15 protein-coding genes and 1 tRNA gene are annotated in these 15,215 nt (G+C 71.6%); 8 read left to right on the plus strand and 8 right to left on the minus strand.

Annotated features, from left to right (window positions below; genetic code table 11):
- Positions 1 to 41: 41 nt before the first annotated feature.
- On the minus strand, positions 42 to 3,557 hold the full coding sequence (locus NKG98_RS07410) for a DUF7282 domain-containing protein (protein ID WP_254769019.1): 3,516 nt from the start codon (positions 3,555 to 3,557) through the stop codon (positions 42 to 44).
- A 353-nt stretch (positions 3,558 to 3,910) separates the two neighbouring features.
- Between NKG98_RS07410 and NKG98_RS07415 the strand changes: the two genes are divergently transcribed.
- Genes NKG98_RS07415 through NKG98_RS07425 form a run of 3 tightly spaced genes read left to right on the plus strand, consistent with a single transcriptional unit; the run spans position 3,911 to position 5,892 of the window.
- Positions 3,911 to 4,486: a biotin transporter BioY gene (locus tag NKG98_RS07415; RefSeq protein WP_254769020.1), complete on the plus strand. Its 576-nt coding sequence runs from the start codon at positions 3,911 to 3,913 to the stop codon at positions 4,484 to 4,486.
- Positions 4,487 to 4,489: 3 nt separating this feature from the next.
- Complete coding sequence (locus NKG98_RS07420) at positions 4,490 to 5,194, plus strand: energy-coupling factor ABC transporter ATP-binding protein (protein ID WP_254769021.1); 705 nt, start codon at positions 4,490 to 4,492, stop codon at positions 5,192 to 5,194.
- Entirely contained in the window at positions 5,188 to 5,892 is a 705-nt protein-coding gene (locus tag NKG98_RS07425; protein ID WP_254769022.1) for an energy-coupling factor transporter transmembrane component T family protein, read from the plus strand. The genes NKG98_RS07420 and NKG98_RS07425 overlap by 7 nt, the downstream gene beginning before the upstream one ends.
- A gap of 496 nt (positions 5,893 to 6,388) precedes the next feature.
- On the opposite strand, the gene NKG98_RS07430 is transcribed toward NKG98_RS07425, so the two are convergent.
- Together NKG98_RS07430 and NKG98_RS07435 are read right to left on the minus strand one after the other, a co-directional pair.
- Positions 6,389 to 6,461: transfer RNA gene (locus NKG98_RS07430), tRNA-Thr, on the minus strand.
- Between the two features lie 79 nt (positions 6,462 to 6,540).
- On the minus strand, positions 6,541 to 7,527 hold the full coding sequence (locus NKG98_RS07435) for a class I SAM-dependent methyltransferase (RefSeq protein ID WP_254769023.1): 987 nt from the start codon (positions 7,525 to 7,527) through the stop codon (positions 6,541 to 6,543).
- Between the two features lie 68 nt (positions 7,528 to 7,595).
- On the opposite strand from NKG98_RS07435, the gene NKG98_RS07440 reads away from it, so the two are divergent.
- The 3 genes from NKG98_RS07440 to dph5 are packed head-to-tail and all read left to right on the plus strand — an operon-like array spanning position 7,596 to position 9,348.
- Positions 7,596 to 8,033 carry a Rieske (2Fe-2S) protein gene (locus NKG98_RS07440; RefSeq protein WP_254769024.1) on the plus strand — a complete coding sequence of 146 codons (438 nt, stop codon included), beginning with the start codon at positions 7,596 to 7,598 and terminating at the stop codon, positions 8,031 to 8,033.
- 58 nt (positions 8,034 to 8,091) lie between these two features.
- Positions 8,092 to 8,514, plus strand: coding sequence for an ester cyclase (locus tag NKG98_RS07445; protein WP_254769025.1), 423 nt, complete (start codon positions 8,092 to 8,094; stop codon positions 8,512 to 8,514).
- Positions 8,515 to 8,559: 45 nt separating this feature from the next.
- The gene (dph5, locus tag NKG98_RS07450) at positions 8,560 to 9,348 is read left to right on the plus strand and encodes a diphthine synthase (protein ID WP_254769438.1); all 789 of its coding nucleotides are present in this window, start codon (positions 8,560 to 8,562) and stop codon (positions 9,346 to 9,348) included.
- Between the two features lie 11 nt (positions 9,349 to 9,359).
- Here the strand turns inward: dph5 and NKG98_RS07455 are convergent, their stop codons facing one another.
- Positions 9,360 to 10,424, minus strand: a complete 1,065-nt coding sequence (locus tag NKG98_RS07455) for an alpha/beta fold hydrolase (RefSeq protein WP_254769026.1) — start codon at positions 10,422 to 10,424, stop codon at positions 9,360 to 9,362.
- A gap of 128 nt (positions 10,425 to 10,552) precedes the next feature.
- Here NKG98_RS07455 and NKG98_RS07460 point away from each other — a divergent pair, with 128 nt between their 5' ends.
- Together NKG98_RS07460 and NKG98_RS07465 are read left to right on the plus strand one after the other, a co-directional pair.
- Positions 10,553 to 11,344, plus strand: a complete 792-nt coding sequence (locus NKG98_RS07460; RefSeq protein ID WP_254769027.1) for a class I fructose-bisphosphate aldolase — start codon at positions 10,553 to 10,555, stop codon at positions 11,342 to 11,344.
- Positions 11,341 to 12,186, plus strand: a complete 846-nt coding sequence (locus NKG98_RS07465; protein ID WP_254769028.1) for a class 1 fructose-bisphosphatase — start codon at positions 11,341 to 11,343, stop codon at positions 12,184 to 12,186. The genes NKG98_RS07460 and NKG98_RS07465 overlap by 4 nt, the downstream gene beginning before the upstream one ends.
- 66 nt (positions 12,187 to 12,252) lie before the next feature.
- Here the strand turns inward: NKG98_RS07465 and NKG98_RS07470 are convergent, their stop codons facing one another.
- From NKG98_RS07470 to NKG98_RS07485, 4 genes are read right to left on the minus strand one after another with little or no spacing between them, the layout of a single operon-like run.
- Positions 12,253 to 12,717, minus strand: a complete 465-nt coding sequence (locus NKG98_RS07470; protein WP_254769029.1) for a PTS fructose transporter subunit IIB — start codon at positions 12,715 to 12,717, stop codon at positions 12,253 to 12,255.
- Positions 12,714 to 14,432 (minus strand): phosphoenolpyruvate--protein phosphotransferase, encoded by a 1,719-nt coding sequence (gene ptsP, locus NKG98_RS07475; protein WP_254769030.1) that lies wholly within the window; start codon positions 14,430 to 14,432, stop codon positions 12,714 to 12,716. The genes NKG98_RS07470 and ptsP overlap by 4 nt, the downstream gene beginning before the upstream one ends.
- A gap of 3 nt (positions 14,433 to 14,435) precedes the next feature.
- Positions 14,436 to 14,714 carry an HPr family phosphocarrier protein gene (locus NKG98_RS07480; protein WP_304612850.1) on the minus strand — a complete coding sequence of 93 codons (279 nt, stop codon included), beginning with the start codon at positions 14,712 to 14,714 and terminating at the stop codon, positions 14,436 to 14,438.
- Positions 14,711 to 15,178, minus strand: a complete 468-nt coding sequence (locus NKG98_RS07485) for a PTS sugar transporter subunit IIA (RefSeq protein WP_254769031.1) — start codon at positions 15,176 to 15,178, stop codon at positions 14,711 to 14,713. Before NKG98_RS07485 ends, NKG98_RS07480 begins: the two co-directional genes overlap by 4 nt.
- Positions 15,179 to 15,215: the final 37 nt, after the last annotated feature.

Genomic DNA, 15,215 nt, shown 5'->3' on the forward strand with positions numbered 1-15,215 from the left:
TTTTCCGGCCGTCGCCCGCGAGCGACGCGTTCGCGGCCGACTCACCCGACCGCCGCGGCGCCGAACGGCGAGTCGTCTTCGCCCTCGCCGTCGGTCGCCGCGTCCGCGACGACCGAGACCGTCGTCGACAGGCCCTCGTCGTCGTCGGTCGCGACCGCGTGTGTCACATCGCCCCCGGTTCCTGCGGGCACCGAGTACGCGAACGTGACGACGATCGACTCGCCGCCGTCGAGGTCGAGCGCCGCCCGTTCGACCGGCACGCCGTCGACGAGGTGGCTCACCGTCGTCTCGCCCGCGCGGTCCCCCTCGTTCTCGACCTCGGCGCTCACCTCGATCGTCTCGCCCTCGTCGGCCGTCTGGGGTGCCGAGACGTCGGTCACGGCGAAAAATGCGGGCTCGCCGCCCTCCTCGACGGTCGCCGTCGTCTCGTCGTCGTCGTCCGCGCTCGCGACCGCGACGGCGTACTCGCCGGGGTCGACGCCCTCGGTCTCGAAGGTCAGCGTCACCGCGGTCGACTCCCCGGAGTCGAGGCTCACGTCGGTCGAGTCGACGACCGCCCCGTCGACCGAGAGGTCGATCGTCCCCTCGCCGGCCTCGCCGCCGACGTTCTCGACCGTCGCGTCGACTTCGAGGTCGTCGCCGACCTCGACCGGGGCGTTCGTCCCGTCGATCGCGACGGCGAATTCCGCCGGGTCGGCGGCCTCGACGGTCACGACCGCCTCGTCGGCGATCGGTTCGTCCTCCTCGTCGAGGTACGGGACGTCGTCCTCGCCGTCGGCGTCGACGTAGTCGAACGTCTCGGTGTCGTTCGTGTCGCGGTGGGCGACCGCGACGAGGTCGTACTCGCCTTCCGCCAGGGGTTCGTCGAACTCGACCGTGACGTTCTCGTGTTCGCCGGGGTCGAGGAACTCGGAGGCGCCGAGGATCGTCTCCGGCGTCGGTTCGTCGAGCGCCTCCTCGTCGTGGACCGCGACGAAGCCGCCCTCCGAGAGGTTGGCCGCGTCGACGGTGACGTTCTCCCCCGCTGACTCCTGATCCTCGAACGTCACGTCGGCGGTCGGGGCCTCCTCGACGCCGTACTCGACCGTCTCGCTCGCGAGTTCGTCCCCCTCGTCGGCGTCGACCACCGACACGGCGACGGTCGCGTTCTCCTCGAGCGGCGGGTCGAGGGCGAGGGTCAGGTTCTCGACGGTCTCGTTCGCCTCGAAGCGCTCGCTCTCGACGCGTTCGCCGTCGTACTCGGCGGCGACGACGTAGTCGACCGTCGCGTTGGCCGCCTCGACCGTCAGCGTCTCGCCGTCGCCGGTCTGGTCGGCGACCGAGAGCGTCGCGTTGATTTCGGCTTCCTCGTCCGCGTCGGCTATCTCGTCCCCCTCTTCGTCGGTGACGTTCTCGTCCGCGCCTTCGTCGACTTCCTCCGCGTCGTCTTCGTCTTCGTCTTCGTCTGCCGCGCCGTCCGCGTCGGCCTCGTCTTCCGCACCCTCTTCCGCGTCGTCTTCGTCAACGGCCTCGTCCGCGTCTCCTTCGTCTACAGCCTCGTCCTCGTCGGTGACGTTCCCGTCCACGTCGATCGGTTCGTCCGCGTCGAACTCCTCCTCGACCTCGTCGACCGCCTCCTCGGCGACGACCGCACTCTCGAACACCGGTTCGCCGCCCGGCGCGACGTACGGCGGGTCGTCCTCGCCGTCGGTGTCCACGTAGTCGAACGCCTCGTCGCCGGTCGTGTCGAGGTGGGCGACGACGTAGACCTCGGCGCCCGCGTCGAGGGACTCCTCGAGGTCGACCTCGACGTCCTCGCTCTCGCCGGGATCGAGGAACGCCGAGACGCCGATCACGTCTCCGGGTTCGAGGGCCGGGTCGTCGTAGACCGCGACGAAGCCGCCCTCCGAGAGGTCGGCGGACTCGACGACCACCGTCTCGCCGTCCGTTCGCTCGCGGACGTCGATCGTCGCCCGTCCCTCGACCGCCTCGACCGCCTCGGCGGACTCGCCGGCCTCGGTTTCCGCGAACGCCGCGATTTCGGCCTCGTCGTCGGTCCCCGCCTCGACCGCGGCCGCGGTCGTCTCCGCCGCGGCGGTCGCCGTGATCGTCTGCAACTGCGTGACCGACACCCGCTGGTACTGGACGACGTCGGCCGTCTCGCGGCAGGCGCTGCTGGCCGCCCGCTGGATCTGCTCGACGCTCGCCTCCTGCGTCCGTTCGAGCGCGCCGCCGGCGGCGCCCTCGGCGAGGCGCTGGATCTGGACGACGGTGACGACCTGCGTCTGCGTCACCGCCCCCTCGCCGGCGCCCCGGGCGGCCGCCTGGACCTGTTCGACCTCGACGACCTGCCGCTGGATCGCCGCCGCGACGGCGCCCTTCGCGGCGCCGAACGCCGCCGACTGCGTCTGGACGACGCTCACCTCCTGTACCTGCGTGATGACCCCGCCGGCCGCGCCGTCGGCCGCCGCCTGAATCTGCTCGACGCTCGCCGCCTGGCTCTGGCTGATCGCGCCCTTCGCGGCGCCGAAGGTCGCCTCCTGGATCTGTGTCACCGAGACCCGCTGGATCTGGACGACGTGGATCCGCTGGACCTGCTCCAGACAGCCCTTCGCGGCGCCGAACGCCGCCGACTGCGTCTGCTCGACGCTCACCTCCTGCTTCCCGACCAGCGCGCCCTTCGCGGCGCCCTTCGCGGCCTGCTGGACCTGCTTGATCGTCACCGATTGCCGCTGTTCGACCTCGACGCGCTGTTCCTGTTCGAGGACGGTCCCGCCGTCGAGCGCGCCCGCCGACGCGCCCGCCGCGGCGTGCCCGAGGTGGTCGAGCGTGATCCGCTGGCGCTGCTCGACCGTCACCGTCTGGTACTGCGAGACGACGCCGTAGGCCGCTCCCTGTGCGGCCTCCTGGATCTTCCCGACCTTCCCGACGCCCTTCTCGCCCGCCTTTGCGGCCGCGCCGGCGGCGGCGCCCAGCGAGGCGGTCTGTAGCTGTTCGACGGTCGCCGTCTGTCGTTGAGCGATCGCCCCGTGACTGGCCCCCCACGTCGCGCTCTGTAACTGGGTCGCGTTCGCCGTCTGGTACTGGGCGAGCGCCCCGTCGGTCGCCCCGCCGACGGCCGCCTGCACCTGCGAGACGTTCACCCGCTGGTCCTGTACCAGCGTCCCGTGGACCGCTCCCGCGGTCGCCTCCTGGACCTGCTCGACGTCGGCCTCCTGGTGCTGGCTCGCGGATTCGAGCGCGGCCTCGACCGCGGCGACGCGTTGTTCCTGGCTCACCTCGACGCCTTGCTGCTGGACGAGTTCGATCCCCTCGTCGACGCCCTGCTCGACGGCGTCCTCCTGCGCCTGCGAGAGGGCGCCCGCCTCGGGGGTCGTCGGCCCCATCGAGACGGGCGCGCGGGCCTCCAGCGCCGTCGTCCCCGCAGCGCGCGACTCGGCCGCCGTCGCCACCGTCCCCTCGAAGCCGTCGCCCCCACCGCCGTCTCCCGGGGCGAGCGCCGGCAGCGCGACCGCGCCCGAGACCATCGCGACCGCGAGGAGGGCCGCAAACCCCGCGCGGGACCGGCCCCCGGTCATCGCCTCCCCCGTGCTGACCCGTCGACGCCCGCGCCGATCCCCGTCGATTTCGTGCTGTACCCCCGCCCGACCGCCGTGCTCCGGAGTCGCATCTATCCGCCACGCGTGGGCGATCCGGTCGATAAGGCGTCCGGTCGTTTCGGTCGTCTCGCCGAGACAATCGCCGATTACGGCCCGAATCGCGGCGGATCGCCTCGCGCCGGTCGGGCGACGACGCCCCGGCGCCGACCGGCCGCGCCGCTGAGAGGAAGCGCCCCGTTGGGCGCGCGTCGGGCGGCCGATCGGCGGCCACCCGCGGTTCCGGTCCGGCGTAAACCGAAGTATTGAAATTGGTTTACGAGACAGTCGGCTCCATGGCGACGGAACACGACTCGGTCGATCTGGTATCGGCGGACGTGACGCTCGGATTCGCACGCGCCGTCCTGTTCGCCGCGCTGCTGGCGGTCGGCGCGTGGATCGCGATCCCGATATCGGCGGTTCCCGGCACGTTACAGACGTTCGTGGTCTTCCTCGTCGGCCTCTACCTCGGCCCCTACTGGGGGACGGCGTCGGTCGTCCTCTACCTCGCGGTGGGCGCGGTCGGCGCGCCGGTGTTCGCCGAGTTCAGCGCCGGCTTCGGCGTCCTCCTCGGCCCGCACGGCGGCTTCCTCTGGACGTTCCCGGTCGCCGCGTTCCTGATCGGGGCCGCCGTCCACCGCGGGGGCGACCTGCGGAACCCGGCCGACGCGTCCCTCCCCGTGCTCGTCGGGAGCCTCCTCGCCGCGACGGCGGTCGTCTACGCCGCCGGATTCGGCTGGTACGCGTGGTCCACCGGAACGCCCCTCGGACGGGCGTTCGCCCTCGTCGCGGCGCCGCTGCTCCCGGGGGACCTGCTCAAGGTCGCCGCCGCGGTCGCCGTCGTCCGCACGGGCGCGGTCGACCCGACCTGAGCCATGATCGAGTTCCGGTCGGTCTCGTACGGCTTCGGGGACGGTCCCGTCCTCGAGGACCTCACGCTCGCGGTCGACGACGGCGAGTTCGTCCTCCTCGCGGGGGCCAACGGCAGCGGAAAGACGACGCTCCTGCGCCACTGCAACGGCCTCCTGACCCCCGACAGCGGCGAGGTGCTGGTCGACGGCGTCCCCGTCGCGGCGAACCCCGTCGCCGCGCGGACGGCCGTCGGCATGGTGTTCCAGCACCCCCGGGACCAGTTCGTCGCCGCGACCGTCGCCGAGGACGTCGCCTTCGGCCCCGAGAACCTCGGCCTGTCCCGCGAGGAGGTCGACCGCCGGGTCGCGAGCGCGCTCGAAGCGGTCGCGCTGGATGGGTACGGGACCGAGCGCATCGACGCGCTCTCGGGAGGCGAGCAGTCGCGGGTGGCCATCGCCGGCGCGCTCGCGATGGAGCCCACCCACCTCGTCCTCGACGAACCGTTCACCGGCCTCGACGACCCCGCCCGCCGCTCCGTCCTCGCGCGCCTCGAAGCGCTGTCGGCCGACGGCACGGGCGTCGTCCTCGCGACCCACGACCTGCGTGACGTCCGCGCGCTGGCCGACCGCGTGATCGGGATGACCGACGGCCGCGTCGTCGTCGACGCCCCGCCCGAGACGGCGCTCGACGACCTCGAACCTCTCGGCGTGCGGGTCCCGCAATGTTGAGCTACGAACCGGACGACGCGCTCGCCCACCGCCTCGACCCGCGGTCGAAACTGGCGTTCCAGGCGGCGTTCGCGATCACCGCGCTGGCACACCCGACGCCCCGGGCGCTGGCGGCGCTCACGGCGGTCGCACTGGCCGCCCTCGCCGCGGCGCGAACCGCGCCGCTGCGGGCGCTGTACGCCTCCCGGTTCGCGCTGCTCCTGCTCGCGGTCGCCCCCCTCGTCTCCGCGCTCACCCTCGGCCCTCCGTGGTTCGATTCGGCCGCGACCGTCGCCCCCGCGCTGTCGAGCTATCGCGTCCTGCTGATCCTGCTGGTCAGCGCCGCCTACGTCCGCTCGACGCCGATCCGCGACTCGCGGGCGGCGATCCAGCGGACGGTCCCCGGAAGGCCCGGCCAACTGCTCGGCGTCGGCGTCGCGCTCGTCTTCCGCTTTCTCCCCGTGTTGCGGGGCGACCTCCGGACGATCCGCGAGGCGTCGGCGGCGCGGCTGGGGACCGAACGCGGCGCGCTCGAACGCGTGACCCACCTCGGCGTCCTCGCGTTGCGGCGCGTCTTCGTCCGCGCGGATCGCCTCTCGCTCGCGCTGCAGGCGCGGTGTTTCGCGTGGAACCCGACGCTGCCGGCGCTGTCGTTCTCGCGGCTGGACGTTCCCGTGCTGGGGCTTGCGGTCGTGCTGGCGCTGTCGGCGGTGGTGTGACGGGGAGCGACGCCGCCGGGATCGAAACTCCTCTACTCGTCGTCCCGTCACCCGCTCGCTGCCAGTCAGGGCACCCAGAACGCCGTCGTGTCTCCTTCCTTCCCCGCCCGGAGACGGACGTTCTTGCTTCGAATTGTCTTTGCCCCTATTAGTTAATTTTATACCACTGGACGATAGCGATATTCGTGGCGAGGGATTGGTGAAAGCCGAGTACGGTTTCGTTGGTCTGGAACAGGCCCTCGCCAGTCAGGGGATGTGGTCAGCAAACTACACTCCCACCACGCTCCCATCCTTTCCGGCGCCGGTTTCTATCGGAAGCCGCGGCCAGCGTCGGGCATGGGCGTCGGGCCCCCACCGCTGGAAGGCCGGCCCGTGACCGTCGGGTGAGGAAGCGTCCCATGGCACAGTCGTCCGTTCTCCTCACGTATCGTTCGCCGAAGCGACTTGTCGCTTCGAGCCGTCACTCACTGCGTTCGTGACGACGTCGCAAAAGGCAAGCCGGTGGAGGGATTTGAACCCTCGACCTAATCCTTACGAAGGATTCGCTCTGCCAGCTGAGCTACACCGGCGCGTGCAGTTCATGATAGGACCGAAACCCGGCATAAGGGTTGCGAATCGTTCCGGTCGTGCGACGGGGGCGCGTGCGGGTCAGTCCCCGCGCTCCAGCCGGACGTCGAGACAGACGTTCAGTTCGTGGGGCGCGTACGAGCGCACCGTTCGGCGGGTCTCGACGGTCACCTCGTAGGCGGGCCCGGCCGCGGCGCGGATCGCGCGCTCGCCGGGGCCGAAGGGGTCGTCCTCGTGCTGGATGTCGTAGTAGTGGAGGACGCAGTCGTCGCCCGCGAGCGCGACGGCGGCGTCGAGGAACTCGTCGGCGCTGTGGGGAAGGTTCATCACGATCCGGTCGGCCCAGCCCTCGTACTCGGGGACGACCTCCCGGACGTCCGCGCAGACGGCGGTGATTCGCTCCTCGACCCCGTTTCGGCGGGCGTTCTCGCGGAGGTACTCGATCGCGCGCTCGTTGACGTCGACGCCGACGCACTCGGCGCCGCGCTTCGCGAACGGGATCACGAACGGGCCGACGCCGGCGAACATGTCGAACGCCCGCTCCCCGTCCCGGACCTGCTCGGCCACCCGGTGGCGCTCGGTCGCCAGCCGCGGCGAGAAGTACACCGCCGCGAGGTCGAGCGCGAACTCGCAGCCGTACTCGCGGTGGACCGTCTCGGTGCCCTCGCCTTCGAGCACCTCCCAGTCGCGGACCCGCGTCTCGCCTTTGATCTTCGAGGCCTTGTTCAGCACCGTCTCCAGGGGGAGATCGGAGTCGACGATCGCACGGGCGACCTCGCGGGCGCGCTCGGGGTCGTCCTCGTCGAGCAGCGCGACGTCGCCCAGTCGCTCGAACGACGGTTCGGAGCCCAGCAGTTCCGCGGGCGTCGTCTGGGTCTCGCGCTCGGGCGCGGCGCGGACGACGACCTCGAGGTCCGCCGGCACCGCGTCGGGATCGGTCACCGGCACGTAGAGCCAGCCGTCCTCGACGGTGATCTCGTAGTCGTCGGCGATCAGGTCCGCGGCCGCCAGTTCCCGGCGCGTCGCCTCCCCCTCCTCGCGGGGCACGCGGACACACGGCACGTCCATACCCGGCAGTCGCCGCCCGCTCGCCGTAACGCTGACGCTTTTGGGGACGCCGCCCGTAGCGTCGGCGGATGTCCGATCGAACGCGACTCACGTCCGTCGACGCCGTCCGCGAGGAGGGGTCGTGGCTGTTCACGTTCCGGGACCGCCACGGCGAGCGCGACGAGGCGATCCTCGTCCCCTGCGAGGACCGGAGCGAGGGCGTCGAGGCGTGGGTCAACCGGTGTACGCACGAGGCCCAGCGCCTCGACCGCGGCGTCGGCGCGGCGATCCGCGGCGGCGAGATCGTCTGCCCGAAACACGGCTCGATGTTCGACGCCTGCTCGGGCTACTGCGACAACGGCGAGGCGGCCGGCACGACGCTCGTCTCGGTGGACGTGGCGGTCGAGGACGGCGACGTCTATCTGGTCGACGACGAGGCGACCTTCGAACACGAGGGCGGGATCGACGACGCGGACGACGACGACGGCGACGACGCCCCCGCTTCGACCTCGCACATCGGGTTCTGAGCCGGCCCGCACCTCGCCGGGCCAACCGTTTTGCCCGCGCCCGTGGCGAGTGGCCCGCGTGACCGTCGAAGACCACAAAGAACTGGCTCGCCGCGTCCAGGAGGAGGTCTGGAACGAGGGGGACGTCGACGCCGTCGACGACCTCTTCGTCGAGGACTTCGTCCAGCACTCCCCGTGGGAGCCGTCCGAACTGCACGGGCGAGACGAGTTCAAAGAGCAGGTCCGGTCGTTCCACGCGGCGTTTCCCGACCTGCACGGGACCGTCGACGACGTGATCGCCGAGGGCGACACGGTCGCCAACCGGTTCACGATGCGCGCGACCCACCGGGGTGAGTTCGTGGGCGCCGAACCGACCGGCGAGGAGGTCGAATTCGTCGGCACCATCTTCGCCCGCGTCGAGGACGGGAGGATCGCCGAGCGCTGGGTCGTCGACGACGTGCTCGGTTTTCTGGAGGACCTCGGGAAGATCGAGGAGCGCTGAGCGCGGATCCGTCACGCTAAGGGCCTCGACCGCCGCAGTGTGAGCATGCTCACCTTCATCGGCCTCGGCCTCTACGACGAGCGCTCGATCACCGTCGAGGGCCGCGAGGCCCTGCGGGCGGCCGACCGCGCCTACGCCGAGTTCTACACCAGCGAACTGCTCGGCGCGACGGTCGCCGACCTCGAATCGTACCACGGCGTCGAGATCGAGGTCCGCGACCGCGCGGGCGTCGAACAACACCCCGACGAGATCCTCGGCGCCGCCGAGACCGAGGACGTCGCCTTCCTCACCGCCGGCGACACGATGATCTCGACGACCCACGCCGACCTCCGCCTGCGCGCCCACGAACGCGGGATCGAGACCCGCGTGATCCACGGGATCACCGCCCAGACCGCGGCGAGTTCCCTCACCGGTCTCCAGAACTACCGCTTCGGGAAGGCGACCACGCTCCCGTTTCCCTACGCCCACGGTGCGGACGGGCTACCCGCGAGCGTGACGGAGACGATCGACGACAACCGCGCCGACGGCCTCCACACGGTCGTCTACCTCGACATCAAAGTGGGTCACGAGCGCGCCGAGGGGGACGAGTACATGACCGCCGACGTCGGCGCCGCGTTGCTCGCCGAGGAGTATCCCGACCTCGTCGGCGTCGTCGTCGCCCGCGCGGGCAGTCCCGACCCGCTGGTCGAGGCGGGAACGACGACCGACCTCGCCGACCGCGAGTTCGGCGACCCGCTGCACCTGCTCGTGATCCCCGGGACGTGTCACCTGCTGGAGGCCGACGCGCTGGTCGAACTCGCCGGCGCGGACCGCGACGCGCTGGACGTCGTCTGAGGCTACCGGAGTCACCCCGCGAGCACTTCTTCTACGCTCTCGACGAACGCCGCCGCGTCCTCGACGTGGGGCGTGTGGCCGACGCCGTCGAGGACGACCTCCTCGTACTCCCCGCCGGCGTCGGCGTAGTCGTCGAGGACGGCCCGCGTCTGGTCGACCATCGGCTGGGGCGGGAAGACGTCCTCGCCGGGCCAGTCGGGGACGTGGCCCATCCGGCCGAGCGTGCCGAGGTCGAGCAGCGACTCGTTCGCGACGACCGCGTCGGTCGCGCCGCGGAGCCAGCGGACCGGCGGTTTCGGGTCGACGTCGACGATCCCCGAGAGGTCGCAGTACTTCGGCGAGATCGCGTTGTTCACGCCGCGCTCGCCCGGCGCGACTCCGGGCCAGTGGTCGGACGCGACGGCGGTGCCGGGGTAGTTGTCGTCGCCGACCGCCGTGTCGAGCATCCCCGTGAGGTACGACTCCTCGCGGTCGGGGTCGAACGCGTAGCCGTCGTCGACGTAGAACTCCCGCAGCACCGTCCGCGGCGTCGCCTCGCCCGGGCCGTCGGCGACCCGGTGGTTGAGCCCGGAGGCGAACTCCCGGTTGGCGATGCCGCCGCCCGATCCCGCGTAGTCGGGGGCAGACGGCGTCCCCTCGACGTCTTTCGTCCCGCCGAAGCCGTACGGCGAGACGGGGTTTACGAGGACGAGCGACGAGACGGCCGCCGGCCGCTCGGTCGCGTACGAAAGCGCTACCCCGCCGCCGGTCGACCAGCCGACGAGCGTCGCGGGCCCGTCGACCCCGAGCGCGGTCAGCAGGGCTTCGAGGTCGGCGACGAAGTCGCCGAGGCCGGCGGTCGCGTCGACGGGTTTCGTCTCCGAGTCGCCGTATCCCCGGAGGTCGGGGGCGATGGCGCGGTACTCGCCGGAGAGGGCGGCCAGCGCGTCCTCGAAGAAGCGCGAGGAGGAGACGGTACCGTGGAGGAACACCGCGGGGGCGCCGTCGGGGTCGCCGCTCGCCAGGACGTGCGTCTCGAGGCGGTCGGTCCCGACGAGACGGGAGTCGACGCCCGCGAGGGTGTCGTCTCGGACCATACCACACGGACGACGCGCGACGGGGTGAATCCCGGGGGTCGCTGTGGGAGCCCATCCTGAATTCTGTCAAAATGGGCAGAAACGAACACGATCGAAAGTGACTCGTCATCGGTTTCGTATAGATACGTATGCACCCGCTCGACAACTCGTCGATCACCCGGGACGGGAAGGCGCTGATCCTCGCACACGACCACGGTCTGGAACACGGTCCCGCCGCGTTCGCGGGCGTCGAGGAGCGACTCGACCCCGAGACGGTCTTCGAGATGGCGACCCACGACGCGGTGACCGCGCTCGCGGTCCAGAAGGGGCTGGCGGAGACGTACTACCCCTCCTACGAGGACGACGTCGCCCTGCTCGCGAAGTGCAACGGCACCTCCAGCCTCTGGATGGGCGAACCCTACTCGCCGCAGACGTGCTCGGTCGACTACGCGGTCGAACTCGGCGCCGACGCCATCGGCTACACCGTCTATCCGGGAACCAACCGCGAACCCGAGATGTTCGAGGAGTTCCGCGCGGTTCAGGAACGCGCCCGCGAGTACGACCTGCCGGTCGCGATGTGGTCGTACCCGCGCGGGCAGGCGCTGAAGGAGCACCGCAGCCCCGACGTGATCGCCTACGCCGCCCGGATCGGCCTCGAACTGGGCGCCGACCTCGCGAAGGTGAAGTACCCGCGCAGTCCCGAGGCGCTCGCGCGCGCGGTCGACGCCGCCGGCGACGTGAAGGTCGTCCTCAGCGGCGGGTCGAAGACGAGCGACCGGGAGTTCGTCTCGCTCGTCGCGGCGGCGATGGACGCCGGCGCGAGCGGCCTCGCCGTCGGACGCAACGTCTGGCAGCGCGAGGACCCCGCGGCCATCCTCGACGCGCTCGAACGCGTGGTGTTCGAGGGCGCCTCCGCCGACGAGGCACTCGACGCTCGATGAGCGACGTCGCGTCGATCCTCGAGGCGCTGGCCGACGTCGCCGCCACCGTCCCCGGCCGGCTCTCGACCCTCGGGGACGACGTGGTCGGCGAGAACCCGACCGGCGACGCCCAGTCGGCCGCCGACCGGTGGCTCGACGAGCGACTGGCCGAGCGGCTCACCCCGCTGGACGCGGTCGGGACCTATCTCAGCGAGGAGCGCGCCGACGCCGTCGACTGCGGGTCGGGCCTGTCGGTCGCGGTCGACCCGCTCGACGGCTCGTCGAACCTCAAGTCGAACAACCCGATCGGGACGATCCTCGGCGTCTACGACGCCCCGCTGCCGGCGCGCGGGACCGACGTCGTCGCCAGCGCGCTAGTCGTCTACGGCCCGCGGATCACGGTCTCGGTCGCCGCGGACGGCGAGGCGACGCGCTACGTCGTCGACGACGGCGCGCTCGTCGACCCCCGTCCGCTGTCGGTCGCCGACGGCGCGGAGATCTGTGGCTACGCCGGGCGCGCCTCCGAGTGGCGCCCCGCGTTCCGCGCGTTCGCGCGCGAACTCAGCCGCGAGCGGAAGCTCCGCTACTGCGGCGCGGCCGTCGCCGACGTGCAGTACCTCTTCGAACGCGGCGGCCTCCTGTGCTACCCGGCCGACGACGCCCGCGCCGACGGCGTCCTCCGCCTCCAGTACGAGGCGAACCCGATCGCACACCTGGTCGAGACCGCCGGCGGACGCGCCTCGGACGGTTCGGGCCCGATCCGCGAGCGCGAGCCGACGACGCTACACGAGCGGGTCCAGACGTTCGTCGGGACGGCGGCCGACGTCGACGCGCTGGAGTCACACCTCGACGCCGACCGGTAGGCGCGTCGTCGGTCGCGGTGGCTCCGACTCGAACCGGCGTGGAAAGACGGCAGGCGGGCCGACGTCTCAGGAGAACAGCTGTTTCAGGCGGGCGAACAGTCCCTCCGACTGGTCCCCGTCCCGGCCCGCGGTCGCCTCCGCGGCGGCCGTCTCGTCGGGTTCGGCGGTCTCGACGGTCTCGTCCGGCGTCGCCGCGGCGTCGGCGTCGGCCGCACCGCCGTCGTCGCCGCCGGCTTCGTCGATCGCCTGCTCGATCAGCCCCTCGGCGTCGTTGACGGCGTCTTTGACCGTCCCCTTGACGAGGGCCATCCCCTCGAAGCGGTCCTGACTGACCGAGGTGTCGGCGGCGATGATGGCCGCGTCGGCGGCGGCGATGTCGTCGGCCGAGAGTTCGTTCTCCTGGCCCATGGCCCCCTGTACCTCGACTTTGATGTCGTGGCCGAGACGCTCGGCGGTCTGTTCGAGGTTCTCGGCGGCCATCTGGCTGTGTGCGATTCCGGTCGGACACGAAGTGACTGCGACGAATCTCATTGTTCGTTACCTATGATCTCCAGTACCTTGGCTTTCGTGTGTGCGTCGACGGCTCGCTCGGCGAGCGCCGACGCGTCGTCCGCGTCGATCGCCGTCACGTTCGCTTTCACGTTCGGGACGGTGACGGCGCTCATGCTCAGTTCGTCGAGGCCGACGCCGACGAGCAGTTCCGTCAATTCGGGGTCGCCGGCCATCTCCCCGCACATCCCGACCCAGGCGTCCCCGGCGCGACCGGCCTCGACCGTCCGCCGGATCGCCCGCAGGACGCTCGGGTAGAGGGGGTCGTGGAGGTGGGCCACGCGGTCGTTCTCGCGGGCCGCGGCCATCACGTACTGCGCGAGGTCGTTCGTCCCGATGCTGAGGAAGTCGACCCGCTCGGCCAGTTCCGGCGCGACGAACGCCGCGCTCGGCGTCTCGATCATCACGCCCAGTTCCGGCACCTCGTGGTCGACGCCCGCCGCGTCGAGGGCGGCCGCGACCGCCTCGACCCGGTCGAGCGCTCCTTCGAGTTCCTCGACGGTCGCGACGAGCGGGAACATCACCGAGAGGGTCCCCTCGGCCGTCGCGGCCGCCCGCAACAGCGCGCGCAGTTGGGTCTCGAAGAGGTCGGCGTCGTCGCCGAGCGACCGCCGGATGCCCCGCTCGCCGAGGAACGGGTTCTCCTCCTCGGGCAGGTCGAGGTACGGGATCGGCTTGTCGCCGCCGACGTCGAGCGTCCGGACGACGACCCGGCCGTCCGGGAACGCCTCGAGGGCCTCGACGTACGTCTCGTACTGTTCGTCCTCGTCCGGCGGCGACTCGCGGTCGAGGAAGAGAAACTCCGTGCGGAACAGGCCGATGCCGTCGGCGCCGCCCTCGACGGCGCCCTCCAGTTCCGCGAGCGTGCCGACGTTCGCGGCGACCTCGATCTCGCGGCCGTCGCGCGTCGCGACGCGCTCCTCGCGCACCTCGACGTCGCGGCCCGCGCTCGCGCGCTCGCGCAGTTCCTCGTCGGGGTCGACGATTACCTCGCCCGCGTCGCCGTCGACGAGCACGTCGTCGCCCTCGTCGATCCCGAACAGGTCGTCGCCGACGCCGACGACGGCGGGGATGCCCAGCGACCGGGCGAAGATGGCGGCGTGGGAGGTCCGCCCGCCGAGCGCGGTCGCGAAGCCGGCGACGCGCTCGGGGTCGAGTTGCGCGGTGTCACTCGGCGTCAGCCGCTCGGCCAGCAGGACCGTCCCCTCCGGCAGCGACGCGAGGTCGACGCGGTCGCCGCCCGCAAGCAGGCGCAACAGCCGGTCGCGGACGTCCCGGAGGTCGTCGGCCCGCTCGGCCATCCGGCCCTCCATCCCCTCGAAGGTCTCGATCGGTTCGGCGAACGCACGCTGGACGGCGTGGGCCGCCGGCAGTCCCTCGTCGAGGGCGTCGGCGACGCCGTCTTGGATCTGCGGGTCGTCGAGGAACTGGCGGTGGGCGTCGAAGACGGCGGCCTCCTCCTCGCCGACGCGTTCGGCCGCCCGCTCGCGTTCGCGTTCGATCTCCTCGCGAGCGGTCTCGCGGGCCTCCGCGAAGCGCTCGCGCTCGCGGTCGGCGTCGACGGACTCGGGCGCCGGCGGGTCGTCCAGTTCGATCTCGCCGTCGGCGTCGTACCAGAGGGCGGGGCCGACGCCGGCCAGCGGCGTCGCGCCCGTCCCGGCGAGCGTTCGCGGGTCGGCGTTCGATTCGTTCGTCATCTATCACTCCTCGCTCTCGTCGCCTTCGGGCGTCGAGAGTACCGCTTCGAGCGCGTCGACTGCCGCTTCCTCGTCGGGGCCGTCGGCGGCCACGACCACGCGCTCGCCGGACTTGACGCCCAGCCCCGTCACGGCCAGCATGCTCGCCGCGTTGACCGAGTCGCCGTTCTCCGGCGCGATGGTGATCTCGCTGTCGTGCTCGTTCGCCGTCTCGACGAACTTCGAGGCGGGGCGGGCGTGCAGGCCGGCCTCCGGGACCACGGTGATCGTTCGCTCGATCATAGGTCGACCGCCTCCGTCACGATCTCCTCGACGCGTGCGGGCGAGTCGGCCTCGTGGAGCGTGTCGCGGGTCTCCTCGTGGACCAGCGCGCGCGAGAGCGAACTCAGCATCGAGAGGTGCTCCTCGCCGCCCTCCTCGGGCACAAGCAGCATGAAGATCAGCGTCGCCGGCTCGCCGTCCATCGCCTCGAAGTCGAGGCCGTCCTCGACGCGCGTGAACGCGATCGTCGGCGCGACGACCGCCGGACTCTTCGCGTGGGGGATGCCGATCCCCATCCCGACGCCGGTGGTCGCCTCCTCCTCGCGGGCCAGCAGGTCTTCGAGCGCCCGTTCGCGGTCGGTGACGCGGCCGGCGTCGACCGCGAGGTCGAGCAGAAATTCGATGCACTCTCGCTTGGTTCGCGGAGAACCGTCGAGATCGATCAACTCCGTGGTGAGTGGACTGTAGCCACCGTCCGTGTTCATAGTAGTAGTATCGTGGGAAAGGGGAACTAGATTGCGT

It is taken from the genome of Salinilacihabitans rarus (genome assembly GCF_024296665.1).
Classification (GTDB): domain Archaea; phylum Halobacteriota; class Halobacteria; order Halobacteriales; family Natrialbaceae; genus Salinilacihabitans; species Salinilacihabitans rarus.

What these genes read in the sequence shown, in the direction of transcription:
- NKG98_RS07415 (WP_254769020.1), top strand. Translation starts at nt 3,911, where the DNA reads ATGGCGACGGAACACGACTCGGTCGATCTGGTATCGGCGGACGTGACG.
- NKG98_RS07425 (WP_254769022.1), top strand. Translation starts at nt 5,188, where the DNA reads ATGTTGAGCTACGAACCGGACGACGCGCTCGCCCACCGCCTCGACCCG.
- NKG98_RS07460 (WP_254769027.1), top strand. Translation starts at nt 10,553, where the DNA reads ATGCACCCGCTCGACAACTCGTCGATCACCCGGGACGGGAAGGCGCTG.
- dph5 (WP_254769438.1), top strand. Translation starts at nt 8,560, where the DNA reads ATGCTCACCTTCATCGGCCTCGGCCTCTACGACGAGCGCTCGATCACC.
- NKG98_RS07410 (WP_254769019.1), bottom strand. Translation starts at nt 3,557, where the DNA reads ATGACCGGGGGCCGGTCCCGCGCGGGGTTTGCGGCCCTCCTCGCGGTC.
- NKG98_RS07470 (WP_254769029.1), bottom strand. Translation starts at nt 12,717, where the DNA reads ATGAGATTCGTCGCAGTCACTTCGTGTCCGACCGGAATCGCACACAGC.
- NKG98_RS07440 (WP_254769024.1), top strand. Translation starts at nt 7,596, where the DNA reads ATGTCCGATCGAACGCGACTCACGTCCGTCGACGCCGTCCGCGAGGAG.
- NKG98_RS07485 (WP_254769031.1), bottom strand. Translation starts at nt 15,178, where the DNA reads ATGAACACGGACGGTGGCTACAGTCCACTCACCACGGAGTTGATCGAT.
- NKG98_RS07420 (WP_254769021.1), top strand. Translation starts at nt 4,490, where the DNA reads ATGATCGAGTTCCGGTCGGTCTCGTACGGCTTCGGGGACGGTCCCGTC.
- NKG98_RS07465 (WP_254769028.1), top strand. Translation starts at nt 11,341, where the DNA reads ATGAGCGACGTCGCGTCGATCCTCGAGGCGCTGGCCGACGTCGCCGCC.
- NKG98_RS07455 (WP_254769026.1), bottom strand. Translation starts at nt 10,424, where the DNA reads ATGGTCCGAGACGACACCCTCGCGGGCGTCGACTCCCGTCTCGTCGGG.
- ptsP (WP_254769030.1), bottom strand. Translation starts at nt 14,432, where the DNA reads ATGACGAACGAATCGAACGCCGACCCGCGAACGCTCGCCGGGACGGGC.
- NKG98_RS07435 (WP_254769023.1), bottom strand. Translation starts at nt 7,527, where the DNA reads ATGGACGTGCCGTGTGTCCGCGTGCCCCGCGAGGAGGGGGAGGCGACG.
- NKG98_RS07480 (WP_304612850.1), bottom strand. Translation starts at nt 14,714, where the DNA reads ATGATCGAGCGAACGATCACCGTGGTCCCGGAGGCCGGCCTGCACGCC.